Below are 12,838 nucleotides of genomic sequence, written 5' to 3' on the forward strand. Positions count from 1 at the left end.
GATGACACCTCTCACGACGACACACGGGCTGGCGATCGCCAGCCTCGCCCTCATGGTCCTCGGCGGTACCGCGCCGCCGGCGGCTGCCCAGCAGGATCGCAAGGTGACGATCCGCTTTGCCGCCCAGGTGGGCGGCAAGCCGTTCGCCTGTGGCGCCAGCTACGATGGCATCGGCGCGACGGGGTCGCGCGTGACACCTTCCGATTTCCGCTTCTACGTCTCCGACGTGCAGCTCGTGGACACGGCCGGCAAGGCCGTGCCCCTCAAGCTCGACCAGGACGAGCGCTGGCAGCACGCCAACGTCGCCCTGCTCGATTTCGAGAACCGCACGGGTCCCTGCCTCACCGGCACCGACGAAACGCGCGACATCGTCGTCGGAACGGCGCCGGCCGGCGACTATCGCGGCCTGCGCTTCACGCTCGGCGTGCCCTTCGATCTCAACCATGCCGATTCGACGATCGCGCCCTCGCCCCTCAACCTGACGTCGCTCTTCTGGAACTGGCAGGCGGGCTACAAGTTCCTGCGGATCGACCTTGCGACCAGCGGCCGGCCGCAGGACCTCCGGCCGGGCGACATGCCGCGCTTCGGCGATCGCGCAGCCAGCAACCGGTTGGGGTTCGCGATCCATCTCGGCAGCACCCAGTGCGCCGCCGAGGGCAACAACAAGGCGCCGTCGGCCTGCGCCAATCCCAACCGGCCGACCATCGAATTCGCGTCGTTCGACCCGGCACGCAACGTCGTGATCGCCGATCTGAAGTCGGTGCTGGAAGGGGTCGATGTCGACACCAACCAGGCCGACAGCCCCGCAGGCTGCATGTCGACGCCGACCGACGGCGACTGCAATCCGCTGATGCGCAACTTCGGGCTGACCTTCGCCGGTACGGGCGGCAGCCAGAAGTTCTTCCGCGTCGGTCCTTGAGAGATGCGCCGGTCTCTCGGCCTCCTGCTGACCACCGCAGCGACCTTCTTTCTGGTCACTGCGGCGGCGCGCACCGAGCAGGGCTATCGATGGCACATCCCGTCCTGGCTGCCCCCGCCGGTGGTTCCCGCCGACAATCCGATGTCGGAAGCCAAGGTCGAGCTGGGGCGCCGCCTGTTCTACGACCCGCGCCTGTCGGCGGACGGCACGATGTCCTGCGCCTCCTGCCACGAGCAGGCGCGGGCCTTCACCGATGCGCGCCCGACGCCCAGCGGCGTGACGGGCGATGTGCATCCGCGCAATGCCATGTCGCTGGCCAACGCAGGCTACCTGCCGGTGCTGACCTGGGCCAACCCGCTGCAGACGCGGCTGGAGCAGCAGGCGCTGGTGCCGATGTTCGGCGAAAGCCCGGTCGAGATGGGCATGGCCGGGCGCGAGCAGGCACTGTTCGACCGCCTGCACCGCGAGCCGGTCTATCCGCCGCTCTTCCGTGCGGCTTTTCCCGAGCGCGAAGGCATCATCGATCTCGGCACGATCACGAAGGCCCTGGCCGCCTTCGAGCGCACCCTCGTCTCCGCGGGCTCGCCCTATGACCGCTACCGCTATGGCGGCGAACCGAATGCGATCTCCGCCTCTGCGAAGCGCGGCGAGGCGCTGTTCTTCAGCGAGCGGCTGGAGTGCTTCCACTGCCATGGCGGTGTGCACCTGACCGACAGCCTGGTGCATTCGCGCAAGCCGTTCGCGGAGTATGCCTTCCACAATACCGGCCTCTACGACCGCGATGGCAAGGGCGCCTATCCCGCGGACAATACCGGCCTGCTCGAACATTCGGGCCGGGCCGACGACATGGGCCGGTTCCGCACACCCAGCCTGCGCAACATCGAACTGACCGCGCCCTACATGCACGACGGCAGCATTGCCACCCTGGAAGAGGTCATCGCCCACTACGAAGCGGGTGGGCGGGCGCGCGGTCCGAACACGAGTCCGTTCCTGCCGGGCTTCCATCTTTCGGCCGGGGAGAAGCAGGATCTCGTCGCGTTCCTCAAGTCCCTGACCGATCGAGAGTTCGCGAGCGACCCGCGCTTCGCCGATCCGTGGAAAGCCAGCCCCTGACGGTGTGCCAGGTCAGGTGACCCGTCGCTTGGCGAGCTTGCGAGCCAGCGTGCGGCGGTGCAGGCCGAGGCGGCGCGCCGTCTCGGAGACGTTGAAGTCGGTCTCGGCCAGCATCTCGTGGATGCGCTCCCATTCCAGCGTCTTGAGCGAGGTCGGCCGCGTGCCGAGCGGCGCCGCGGCATCGCCCTCGCCGCGCGCGAAGGCCGCCTCGATGTCGTCGGCATTGGACGGCTTGGCGAGATAGTGGCAGGCACCCAGCTTGATCGCCTCGACGGCGGTCGAGATGCTCGCAAATCCCGTCAGCACCACGATGCGCATCTCAGGATCGAGCGCGGCGAGACGACGGACGCAATGCAGGCCCGAGTCGCCACCGAGCTTGAGATCGACGATGGCGAAGCCCGGCAGGAAATCGCGCAACGCCTCCTCGAGCGCCTCCGACGTCGCGCAGGCACGCACCTCATACATCCGGCGCTCGAAGGAGCGGCGCATCGCGCGCGCGAAGGCCGGGTCGTCGTCGACGATCAGCAGGCGCGGCCTATCCGCCATGGCGTGTCTCCAGCGCCAGCCGGGCCAGCGGCAGGCGCACGACGACGCGCGCGCCGCCGCCCGCGCGGTTCTCCGCCGTGACGGTGCCGCCCAGCTTGCGCGCCACGTTGACCAGCAGGAACAGGCCGAGCCCACTGCCCGGGCGCGACTTCGTCGTCTGGTAGGGCTTGCCGAACTGGTCGAGGATCCGGTCCGCGAAGCCCGGCCCGCGATCCTCCACCGTCAGCACGACTCCGTCGCCCTGTCGGTCGAGCGCAATGGACATCCAGTCGGGCGATGCCTCCAGCGCATTGTCGAACACGTTGGCGATGCCCTGGGCGAGCACCAGGTCGGTCGCGATGGCCTGGTCGGGCGAGAAGCGGTTCTGGTAGTGCAGGGCGGACGGCCGCCGGCCGGATCGCCAATCGTCGACCACGGAATCGAAGAAGCGGGCGACGGTCGTCGGGCCTGCGCCCTCGCCGCGCATTTCGCCGGACGAGGTCAGGATCTTCGAAACGATTTCCTTGCAGCGCAGGAGCTGGTCCTCCATGGCGTCGAGGTCCTCGGAGAGATCGGGATCGGCCGTGAGCATCGGCATCCGCTGCCAGTCGTTGACGATCACCGAGAGCGTCCCGAGCGGCGTGCCCAGCTCGTGTGCGGCCCCGGAGGCGAGCTGACCCATGCGCACGACCAGTTCCTCCTCGACCGAGCGCTGGCGCAGCGCCGCAAGACGGGCGTCGCGCTCACGCAGGTTGCGGCCGATGCGGGTGACGAAGAACACGATCAGGCCCGCGGCCAGCACGTAGGCGATGAACGTGCCCTGCAGGTGGAGATCGAAGAGATCGCCGCCCCGGCGGTACGGCAGTTCGAGAGGATGGCTGAACAGGGCCAGCCCGACGAAGCAGGCCGTCGTCACGCTCACCAGGATCCAGGCCGGCCGTGCCTCGAGCAGAACCGCCGCGAGGATGACCTGCAGCAGGTAGAGCGACACGAACGGGTTCGACGCCCCGCCGCTCAGATAGAGCTGCGTTGTCAGGGCGGCCACGTCGAGCAGCAGCTCCAGCAGCAGCGCGCCGCCGGTCGTCGGGGCGCCGCTGCGGTGACGCAACAGGCTGATGCCGTTCAGCACCACGAGGAACAGAACGACCGCCAGCATCGAGGAGAGCGGCAGCGCGACCTGCAGCACGAACTCGACGAACACGATGGTCGCAATCTGGCCCAGCACCGCGATCCAGCGAAGCTGGATCAGCAGCAGCAGGTTCTTGCGGTTCGCGGTGTCCTGCGCGGAAATCCTCGCGCTCCTTTCGTGGCCCCGTCACGTCGACAGGAACACGTACAGAAGCGGCAGCCAAACGAAAGTGGTCGTCGCGAGACCCTTCACCGTCTGGTAGGCGATCCAGAGCCAGAAATAGCGGCGAATCCAGGTCGCGAAGCGGCTGCGGCGCGTCGTCGCCGGCATCGCCATCGTCTCGCTCATGGCCGCACCGGACTTTGCGCCGCGCCCGCCGCACGGTTGGCCTCGTCGACACGGCGCATATAGTCCGCGGTCTTGGCGCGGACGAGTTCGCGATGCGGCGCCACGGCGGCCTCTCGATAGACGTGCCGGCCGGCGCCCATCAGCCCCAGCACCACGACCATGAGGCCGCAGATCGACACGAAGCTGCCGCCGATGCGGGCTGCCGGTCGGCGCGTTTCGACGAACATCATCAGGGTCATCCAGATCGAAACCAGGATGGCCAGACCGAAGATTCCCATCAGCGTCGCGGGAGTACCCTGGAGGGTGGGCAGGGTCAGCAGCGCGACCGGCCCGACGAGGAACTGGCCGACCGTTGGCCACAGCGCCCAGCGATAGCCGGCTCGCACCAGCTCGTCGCGCCGCCAGCCCGTGTCGGCCAGCGACGCCTCGCTGCGGCGGCGGAACAGCCAGACCATGAGCAGGCCGGTCATCGCCGGGCAGGCCAGCAGGAAATGGGCGTAGCGTGGCAGCACGTTGGGCAGCAGGAGCGCCGAGAAGAACCCCTGCACCGTCCCCCACTTCTCCGGGAACAGCATCAGGTTCACGTTGGTGAGGAAGATCAGCGGGATGAAGAGGAAGATCAGGCAGGACGCCGCGCCGATCGCGATGTGGAGCGCCTTGCGGCCCTCCATCGCGTGCCAGAGATATTTGTGCGCGTAGGTGAGCAGGAAGGCGACGACCACCAGCGGGACGATCGAGATCCAGAACGTGCCGGTGAGCGCGTTCGCCGTGTAGAAGTAGACCGTATAGAGCGTGTTGATGGCGAGCAGCGGCCCGACGCCCAGCACGACGGCGATGCTCTTGTTTGCGGTGATCGTCGAGGCGACTTCGTAGGCCAGCCGGTCGTAGCGGCGGTCCTTCAGGCCCTTGATCTCGTACCAGACCGAGATCAGCGCGCCGCCCACCATGAAGTTCACGAAGGCGATGTGCAGCAGGAAGAAGAACACGAGCACCACGACCAGCAGCGGCTCGGGCGCCGGCATGGGGAGCGGGATGTCGCGAGGGACGGGGATCTGGTTCACTTGCGTGCTCCCTGCTTCGGTGCCGCGCCGTCGGCGAGCCTGGATTCACCTTCGGGACGGATGGCGATACCCGCCTGCTGCGCGCCCGGCACCGGCGTCCTGTTGCCCTGGAGCTGCTCGAGATAGGTGCCGAGGAAGCCCAGCTCGTCCTTGTTGCCGGGGAACGGCGGCATGTAGGGCTGCGCATTGTGCATGTTGGCGACGTAGTCGGACGTCAGATCCGGCGTCCACCGGGCATCGCCGAACATGCGCTGAAGGTGACCAGCCACTCCGTTGACGCCATGCGTGGTGTGGCAGCGCGAGCAGGTGTCCATGAACACGTCCTTGCCCTTCTGCAGCCGCGCGAGCGCCGCGGTGCGCTCCGCCTCGGGCCGTTCGGCCGAAACGAACTTCTTCTCGGCCTCGGTCAGCGGATTGGAGTAGGTCGCGTAGGCCAGCACACCGTCACGTTGCAGCAGGGCGTAGTCCTCGACGCGCAGGCCGTTGGCGTACATGTACTGGCCGATGATGTAGGGCTTCCGGATGAACTCGCGTACCCGTTCGAAGTGGCCGGTGAGCCACAGGATCGCGACCAAGGGCACAACGGTGGCGATGCGCGGCAGCAGACCCGGCCGCTTGATGGCGATCTGCACGATGACGAGGATCGCCACGACCGTCGCCAGCACGATCCAGAGGAAGTCGTCGAGCCAGCCGCTGAACTGCAGCGTCAGCGTCGAGACGGCGAGGTTGTCCTTCATCGCCGCTGGAACCACGCTGTAGTACCAGTAGCCGCCGGCGACGACGAAAGGCGCGAAGAGCAGCGTCCAGATACCGACCGCGCGCGTCGCCTCGTTGCGGAAGGGATCGTCGCGCCTGACGAAGAACGGAATGAGGAAGAGCGCGATGATCCCGGCCATGGAAGCCGCGAGCGGCGTGCGGAAGGCGAGCTGCGGCAGGTACACCGGGTTGCTGAAGCCCGCGAGCAGGGTGCTCTCGGACAGCCAGTTGCCCGGGTCCATCATGAAGCCGAGGATCGATACGATGATCGCCATCGTGATCCACGAGAACAGGCCGAGCGCGAAGCCGAGCCGGATGTGCCGCCGCTTGGCCGCGCCCTCGCTCCAGGACTTCCAGGTCAGCGTATAGGCGAGGATCAGGCACACCTCGGTGATGAAGACCAGCCACTCCACGAACCACGCCCAGAAGAAGACGCGGATCAGGCTGCCGATCGAGTAGGGATTGACCAGCGAGACGGACAGCCAGATGCCGACGCCGGTCAGCGCGCCGACTGTCGTCGTCACCAGGAAGCTCACGAACAGGATGCGGTAGGCGAGCCGGTCCCAACGCGGGTCCTGCTTGCGGTGGCCGTACCATTCCATGCAGGCGACCAGCGGCATCATGCCGACCGCCAGCCCGTGATTGATCAGCACGTGGAGGACGGCGATGACGGCGATCAGACCGCGATTGCCGAAGACGTCGAGGTGGAAGACCGGAAAGTCCATCTCACGCGGCCTTGGCCGGGGTCGGCTTCTCGTCGGCCGGCAGCGCGAGCATCACCAGCTCGAAGCCAAAGAGCACGACGCCCGCCAGGTGCAGGGTCGATCCCGGCGGAGCGGTCACGGCGAGATGCAGCCCGACGGCACCGAGGGTCAGCGCGGCCGCGCCGGGCAACCAGACCAGCACGCGGTCGAAGGCGGCGCGCGCGCCTCCGCCGCGGTCGAAGCTCGCGCGCAAGGCGCCACGCGCACCGATGAGACCGGCCACGGCGAGGCACGACGCGCCGACCAGCGCGAACACCGCCGCGCTGTCGACCAGCGCCAGCAGGAGCACCAGCATCGCGATGTTGAGGACGACCGCGCGATAGGGCGCGGCGGCGAGCCAGGCAGAAATGAAGCGCACGATCCCTCCGACGAGAATGGCGCGCAATCTCGTCGGCAGGGCAGGTCGGCTGAATTGGACAAAAGGTCCAAGCCGCGAGGAAGGTCAGGACTCCGGGATCGTGCGGTCGATCTGCCAGGTGGCGCCCGTAACGGTGGGATCGAGGCTGAGGCGGCCCACGATCTGCTCCAGGGCCGCGTCGTTGCGCTTGGCGGCGACAGCCTGCGCCGTCACCGTGACCTTGGACGTATCGGCGATGTCTTCGCTGTCGAGTCGCCGCAGGCCGAGACCCGCCTGGGCCAGCGCGTTCAGCAGCAGCGAGCGCATCTGCGCCTCCTCGGCGCCGCGGCAGACCACTTCGACGGTATAGTGCGTCTCCACATTGCTGCTGGTCACGAGGCGGCTGTTCAGGCGCCGTATGAGCGGCCGCAGGACGAGGTTGGTGGCGATCACCATGCCGGCCGCCAGCAGCGCCGGACCGCCGTGGCCCGCCCCCGCCATCGTGCCGACCATCGCCGAGCACCACAGCGTCGCCGCCGTGTTGAGGCCATGCACGTTCACGCCCTCGCGCAGGATGACGCCCGCGCCGAGGAAGCCGATGCCGGTCACCACCTGTGCGGCTACGCGCGTCGGATCGCCGGCGCCGACGAACCCCGAGAAGGTGACGAAGCCCGCGGCGCCCAGCGCCACCAGCGCGTTGGTGCGCAGACCCGCCATCTTCTGGTTCCACTGACGCTCGAACCCGATGGCCGAGCCCAGCAGCAGCGCCACGCCGAGACGCAACGCGGCCTCGCCGAGTTCAAACAGGTCGAAATGCATCCGTGAACCTCTCCGGCATCATCCCGGATTGTCGAGACTGAATATCCCGCTGACTTCATCATAGGCGAACACTTCGCCGAAGCGTCCCCAGGAGGTCACCGTCCGCATCGTCTGCTCGGCAAAGGATTCCGACATATGGTCCTCGAGCTCGTCGCGGAACCGGCTCGCCGGAGCACGATGCGTGCCGCGCTCGTCGAGGACGCGGCGGATGTGGCCCGCCAGCGGTACGTAGTTCAGCAGTTGCTGGGCGAACAGCTTCTTGCGGGCATCGGGCTCGAAGCCGACGAACTGGCGTCCCGGTTCGGTGAGCTTGATGTCGCCGTCGCCCAGTTCAGCGAAGCGTAGGAGCTGCAGGACTTCGGCGACCGGGAACAGGTCGTCGACCTCCATGTGAAGGTCGCCGGCCAGTTCCGGCAGGCCGGCATGGCCCTGGTGAGGATCGGCGGCCACCGCCTCGAGCAGGCCCGCGATCATGTTCGGCGACACGCGCGGCAGCAGCATGGCGAGGCCGGTGCCGAAGAAATGGCCCTGGCTCGCCTTGCCCCCGGCGCGCTCCGTCATGGTGGAATAGAGATCCTCGACGATCTGGCGGAACGCGGGATCGAGCCGGTTGCGCGGATGCGGCAGCTCGATCCTGATCTCCGCCGCCACATGGCCGGGGTTGGAGCCGAAGACCAGCACGCGATCCGACAGCAGTACCGCCTCCTCGATATTGTGCGTGACCACGGCGATCGCGGAGATCGGCAGGCGGCCCTCGATCCAGAGGTCCATGAGGTCGGTGCGCAGCGTCTCCGCCGTCAGCACGTCGAGGGCGGAAAAGGCCTCGTCCATCAGCAGCACGGTGGGCTGCACCACGACTGCCCGCGCGATGCCGACCCTCTGGCGCATGCCGCCCGACAGCTCCTTGGGATAGGCGCTCTCGTAGCCGTCGAGGCCGATCAGGTCGATGGCGGCCAGCGCCCGGCGCTTGCGCTCGGCCGGTGGGACACCCTGGGCCTCGAGACCGATCTCGACGTTCTGGAGGACGGTCAGCCAGGGGAAGAGCGCGAACGACTGGAACACCATCGCCACTTCCGGCGACGGCCCGACCACGCTCCTGCCCGCGATCCGAACCTCGCCACCGGTCGCCGGCATCAGGCCGGCGAGGATGCGCAGCAGCGTCGTCTTTCCGCAGCCGGAGCGGCCGAGGAACGAGACGATCTCGTTCTTGCCGAGGGTCAGGTTGACGTTGTCGAGGACCAGCAAGTCCTCGCCGCTTCCCTTGGGATAGACCTTGCGGATGGCGTCGACGACGACAAGCGTCTTGTCCTGCACGGGGTTCATGATTGAATCCATGAGGCTTCTCCTACTCGAGCCTGAAGCGGTTCTCGGCGAGGCGGTAAAGCGGCCGCCACAGGATGCGGTTGCAGGTCGTCACCATCAGCGCCATGACCACGATGCCCAGCACGACGCGCGGGAAGTCCCCGGCGGACGTGGCGTCCGCGATGTAGGCCCCAAGCCCCTCGGCCCGCAGATGCGTGTCCCCCCAACTCACCACCTCGGCGACGATGCTGGCATTCCACGAGCCACCGGCCGCCGTCAGCGCACCGGTGACATAGTAAGGCAGGATCGCCGGTACGCCGACCTTGCGCCACCACGACCAGGAGCTGATGCGGAACAGCGCCGCGGCGTCACGCAGGTCGGTCGGGATCGCGCTGGCGCCCGCGATGACGTTGAACAGGATGTACCACTGGGTGCCCAGGATCATGAGCGGGCTCAGCCAGATGTTGGGATCGAGCCGCAGGCTGACGATCGCCACGACGGCCACGGGGAACACGACGTTGGCCGGGAAGGCCGCGAGGAACTGGGCGACCGGCTGCAGGCTCGTGGCGAGACGCGGCCTGAGGCCGATCCAAACGCCGATCGGCACCCAGACGAGGCTGGCCAGCGCGATCAGCACCAGCACCCGGATCAGGGTCAGAAACCCGTCGAACAGGGCGATGCGCAGGTCGGTGAGGCCCAGGGTCGTGCGGGTGTACAGCACGATCTGCCACAGGGCGTAGGCCGCCAGCACCAGCAGCAGCGCGATCCAGACCCTCTCGCCGGTGCGCGGCGGGGTCCCGAACTTCGGCTTGGCCGGCGGGCTGGTGAGCGGCGTCGGCAGCAGCGAGATGCGGTCCGCCACAGAGCCGACGGCGCGGATCACATGGGGACGCACGCGGCTGCGGCGCCAGAAATCGTATAGCCACGAATGCGGCTGCGAATCGGCCGCCTGCTGTTCGAAGCGGAACTTGTCGGCCCAGGCGACGATCGGCCGGAAGATCAGCTGGTCGTAGGCCAGGATGACGGCGGCCATCATGGCGATGGCCAGCAGCACCGCCTGCAGGTCGCGCGCCTGGATCGCCAGCGCCAGCCAGGAGCCGATGCCGGGCAGCATCACCGTGGTATTGCCGACCGTGATCGCCTCGGAGGCGACGACGAAGAACCAGCCGCCCGACATCGACATCATGGTGTTCCAGATCAGCCCGGGCGCGCCGAACGGCACGTCGAGCCGCCAGAAGCGCAGCCATGGCGAGAAGCGGTAGTGCCGCGCCACCTCGTCGAGATCGCGCGGCACCGTGCGCAGCGACTGGTAGAAGCTGAAGGCCATGTTCCAGGCCTGGCTGGTGAAGATGGCGAAGATCGCCGCGCACTCCGCGCCCATCACGCTGCCGGGGAAGAGCTGCAGGAAGAAGGTCACGGTGAAAGTGAGGAAGCCCAGCACCGGCACCGACTGCAGGATGTCGAGCGCCGGGATGATGACCAGCTCGGCCTTGCGGCTGCGGGCCGCCAGGGTCGCCACCACGAAGGTGAAGATCAGCGAGCAGATGATCGCGGCGAACATGCGCAGGGTCGTCCGCAGCGCATATTCCGGCAGGCGCGCGAGATCGAGCGTGACCGGCACCGCCTCGAGCTGGGCGGCCGGCGCGTTCATCTCGCGGAAGCCGTGGGCCACCAGCACGAAGACGCCGACCACCAGCACGAAGATGACCGCGTCGTAGAGATTGGGCCAGACGCCCGTACTGCCGCTCACGCCAAGCGGCACGTCGGCCTGGCGGCCCTGGTCAGGTCTGGATGCGAGCATGCGTGCCTTCCTGAAAATACACAGAGGCACGGCGCCCCGCCCTACCCATCGGGCCGGTTTTAAGACGGCAGGCTTTCGGTTTCGTGAACGCGCCTCACGCGCGTCGTTACGCCGCTCGGGGTGGCGAAACCAGCCCGTCTTGCCGAGGTGACGCCCGGAAAGAGCCTTTTCTGTAAGCCCTGCCGGCCGAGGAGACCTCAGTAGATCGACGGCTCCGCGACCGGCTTGCCGAACCCGGTTTCGAGGAAGTCGAAGTCGCAGCCCTCGTTGGCTTGCCTGATGTGCCTGGTGAACATCCAGCCATAGCCGCGCTCGTAGCGAGGTTCGGGTTGCTTCCAGGCCGCCTTGCGTCGCGCCAGCTCCTCGTCGGAGACGTTCATGTCGATCGTGCGCTTGTCGACGTCCAGCGAGATCATGTCGCCGGTCTTCACCAAGGCGAGCGGCCCGCCGATATAGGATTCCGGCGACACGTGCAGGATGCAGGCGCCGTAGCTGGTGCCGCTCATGCGGCTGTCCGAGATCCGCACCATGTCGCGCACGCCCTGCTTCACCAGCTTGGTCGGGATCGGCAGCATGCCCCATTCCGGCATGCCCGGCCCGCCCTGCGGCCCCGCATTGCGCAGGATCAGCACCGTGTCCTCGGTGACGTCGAGATCCTCGCGGTCGATCGCGGCCTTCATCGACGGATAATCGTCGAACACCAGCGCCGGCCCCGTGTGCTTCAGGAACTTCGGCGCGCAGGCGCTGGGCTTGATGACGCAGCCGTCGGGCGCGAGGTTGCCCTTGAGCACCGCGAGAGCGCCTTCCTTGTAGATCGGATTGGCGACCGAGCGGATCACGTCGTCGTTGTAGATCTCCGCGCCCTTCACGTTCTCGCCCAGGGTCTTGCCGGTGACGGTGAGCGCGTCGAGATGCAGATGATCGCGGATCTGCCCGATCAGGCCCGGCAGGCCGCCGGCATAGAAGAAGTCCTCCATCAGGTATTTGTCGCCGCTCGGCCGGATGTTGGCGATCACCGGCACCGTGCGGCTGGCGCGCTCGAAATCGTCGAGGCCGATCTTCTGGTTCGCACGCCGCGCCAGCGCGATCAGGTGAATGATCGCATTGGTCGAGCAGCCCATCGCCATCGCCACGGTGATGGCGTTGAGGAACGCCTCATGCGTCAGGATCTTCCTGGGCGTCAGGTCCTCCCAGACCATGTCGACGATGCGGCGGCCGCATTCGGAGGCCATGCGGATATGGTTGGCGTCGGCGGCGGGGATCGACGAGGCGCCGGGCAGCGACATGCCGAGCGTCTCGGCCATCGCCATCATGGTGGCGGCCGTGCCCATGGTCATACAGGTGCCGTAGGAGCGCGCGATGCCGGCCTCGACGTCGACCCAGTCGGAGTCGGTGATTTTGCCCGCGCGGCGCTCATCCCAGTATTTCCACGCGTCCGAACCGGAGCCCAGCACCTTGCCTTTCCAGTTGCCGCGCAGCATCGGCCCGGCCGGCAGGTAGATCGTCGGCAGGCCGACGCTGATCGCGCCCAGCAGCAGCGCCGGCGTGGTCTTGTCGCAACCGCCCATCAGCACCACGCCATCCACGGGATGCCCGCGCAGAAGCTCCTCGGCGTCCATCGCCAGCAGGTTGCGGTAGAGCATGGTCGTCGGCTTCAGCAGGCTTTCCGACAGCGACAGCGCCGGCAGCTCGATCGGGAAGCCGCCGGCCTGCAGCACGCCGCGCTTCACGTCGTCGACGCGCGTCTTGAAATGCATGTGGCAGGGCTGGGCGTCCGACCATGTGTTCAGAATGGCGATGACCGGCTTGCCGGCCCATTCCTCCGGCGCGTAGCCCATCTGCATCGCCCGCGAGCGATGGCCGAAGGCGCGCAGATCGTCGGGCGCGAACCAGCGCGCGCTGCGCAGCTGGTCGGGAGTCTTGTTCTTTGGCTTGCTGTCCGGCATGGCTTTTCCTCCGCGCCG

The 12,838-nt window shown here is 67.7% G+C and carries 12 protein-coding genes; 2 read left to right on the forward strand and 10 right to left on the reverse strand.

Annotated elements, in window-relative coordinates; genetic code table 11:
• Window position 1 precedes the first annotated feature (1 nt).
• Window positions 2–919, forward strand: a complete 918-nt coding sequence (locus tag Q0Q48_RS03165) for an MbnP family copper-binding protein (RefSeq protein ID WP_295133876.1) — start codon at window positions 2–4, stop codon at window positions 917–919.
• A gap of 3 nt (window positions 920–922) precedes the next feature.
• Window positions 923–2,032, forward strand: a complete 1,110-nt coding sequence (locus tag Q0Q48_RS03170) for a methanobactin export MATE transporter MbnM (RefSeq protein ID WP_295133878.1) — start codon at window positions 923–925, stop codon at window positions 2,030–2,032.
• Window positions 2,033–2,044: 12 nt separating this feature from the next.
• On the opposite strand, the gene Q0Q48_RS03175 is transcribed toward Q0Q48_RS03170, so the two are convergent.
• The 10 genes from Q0Q48_RS03175 to araD all read right to left on the reverse strand — a co-directional run bounded on the left by Q0Q48_RS03175 (window position 2,045) and on the right by araD (window position 12,820).
• Window positions 2,045–2,578 (reverse strand): response regulator transcription factor, encoded by a 534-nt coding sequence (locus tag Q0Q48_RS03175; RefSeq protein ID WP_295133881.1) that lies wholly within the window; start codon window positions 2,576–2,578, stop codon window positions 2,045–2,047.
• On the reverse strand, window positions 2,568–3,782 hold the full coding sequence (locus Q0Q48_RS03180; RefSeq protein ID WP_295133884.1) for an ATP-binding protein: 1,215 nt from the start codon (window positions 3,780–3,782) through the stop codon (window positions 2,568–2,570). The genes Q0Q48_RS03175 and Q0Q48_RS03180 overlap by 11 nt, the downstream gene beginning before the upstream one ends.
• Window positions 3,783–3,872: 90 nt before the next feature.
• On the reverse strand, window positions 3,873–4,034 hold the full coding sequence (locus tag Q0Q48_RS03185) for a hypothetical protein (protein WP_295133887.1): 162 nt from the start codon (window positions 4,032–4,034) through the stop codon (window positions 3,873–3,875).
• Window positions 4,031–5,095 (reverse strand): hypothetical protein, encoded by a 1,065-nt coding sequence (locus Q0Q48_RS03190; protein WP_295133890.1) that lies wholly within the window; start codon window positions 5,093–5,095, stop codon window positions 4,031–4,033. The genes Q0Q48_RS03185 and Q0Q48_RS03190 overlap by 4 nt, the downstream gene beginning before the upstream one ends.
• Window positions 5,092–6,576 carry a cytochrome c gene (locus Q0Q48_RS03195; protein ID WP_295133893.1) on the reverse strand — a complete coding sequence of 495 codons (1,485 nt, stop codon included), beginning with the start codon at window positions 6,574–6,576 and terminating at the stop codon, window positions 5,092–5,094. Before Q0Q48_RS03195 ends, Q0Q48_RS03190 begins: the two co-directional genes overlap by 4 nt.
• A 1-nt stretch (window position 6,577) precedes the next feature.
• The gene (locus Q0Q48_RS03200) at window positions 6,578–6,973 is read right to left on the reverse strand and encodes a hypothetical protein (RefSeq protein WP_295133896.1); all 396 of its coding nucleotides are present in this window, start codon (window positions 6,971–6,973) and stop codon (window positions 6,578–6,580) included.
• A gap of 84 nt (window positions 6,974–7,057) precedes the next feature.
• Complete coding sequence (locus Q0Q48_RS03205; protein ID WP_295133898.1) at window positions 7,058–7,771, reverse strand: MgtC/SapB family protein; 714 nt, start codon at window positions 7,769–7,771, stop codon at window positions 7,058–7,060.
• Window positions 7,772–7,789: 18 nt separating this feature from the next.
• A complete protein-coding gene (locus Q0Q48_RS03210) occupies window positions 7,790–9,106 on the reverse strand; it encodes a nitrate/sulfonate/bicarbonate ABC transporter ATP-binding protein (RefSeq protein WP_295133899.1) in 1,317 nt (438 codons plus the stop codon).
• 10 nt (window positions 9,107–9,116) lie between these two features.
• Complete coding sequence (locus tag Q0Q48_RS03215; protein ID WP_295133902.1) at window positions 9,117–10,874, reverse strand: ABC transporter permease subunit; 1,758 nt, start codon at window positions 10,872–10,874, stop codon at window positions 9,117–9,119.
• Between the two features lie 197 nt (window positions 10,875–11,071).
• Window positions 11,072–12,820 carry an L-arabinonate dehydratase gene (araD, locus tag Q0Q48_RS03220; RefSeq protein WP_295133905.1) on the reverse strand — a complete coding sequence of 583 codons (1,749 nt, stop codon included), beginning with the start codon at window positions 12,818–12,820 and terminating at the stop codon, window positions 11,072–11,074.
• Window positions 12,821–12,838 lie beyond the last annotated feature (18 nt).

Origin of the sequence: uncultured Reyranella sp. (assembly GCF_945957355.1) — a bacterium.
Classification (GTDB): Bacteria; Pseudomonadota; Alphaproteobacteria; order Reyranellales; family Reyranellaceae; genus Reyranella.

What these genes read in the sequence shown, in the direction of transcription:
- Q0Q48_RS03165 (WP_295133876.1), top strand. Translation starts at nt 2, where the DNA reads ATGACACCTCTCACGACGACACACGGGCTGGCGATCGCCAGCCTCGCC.
- Q0Q48_RS03170 (WP_295133878.1), top strand. Translation starts at nt 923, where the DNA reads ATGCGCCGGTCTCTCGGCCTCCTGCTGACCACCGCAGCGACCTTCTTT.
- Q0Q48_RS03175 (WP_295133881.1), bottom strand. Translation starts at nt 2,578, where the DNA reads ATGGCGGATAGGCCGCGCCTGCTGATCGTCGACGACGACCCGGCCTTC.
- Q0Q48_RS03185 (WP_295133887.1), bottom strand. Translation starts at nt 4,034, where the DNA reads ATGAGCGAGACGATGGCGATGCCGGCGACGACGCGCCGCAGCCGCTTC.
- Q0Q48_RS03195 (WP_295133893.1), bottom strand. Translation starts at nt 6,576, where the DNA reads ATGGACTTTCCGGTCTTCCACCTCGACGTCTTCGGCAATCGCGGTCTG.
- Q0Q48_RS03205 (WP_295133898.1), bottom strand. Translation starts at nt 7,771, where the DNA reads ATGCATTTCGACCTGTTTGAACTCGGCGAGGCCGCGTTGCGTCTCGGC.
- Q0Q48_RS03210 (WP_295133899.1), bottom strand. Translation starts at nt 9,106, where the DNA reads ATGGATTCAATCATGAACCCCGTGCAGGACAAGACGCTTGTCGTCGTC.
- Q0Q48_RS03215 (WP_295133902.1), bottom strand. Translation starts at nt 10,874, where the DNA reads ATGCTCGCATCCAGACCTGACCAGGGCCGCCAGGCCGACGTGCCGCTT.
- araD (WP_295133905.1), bottom strand. Translation starts at nt 12,820, where the DNA reads ATGCCGGACAGCAAGCCAAAGAACAAGACTCCCGACCAGCTGCGCAGC.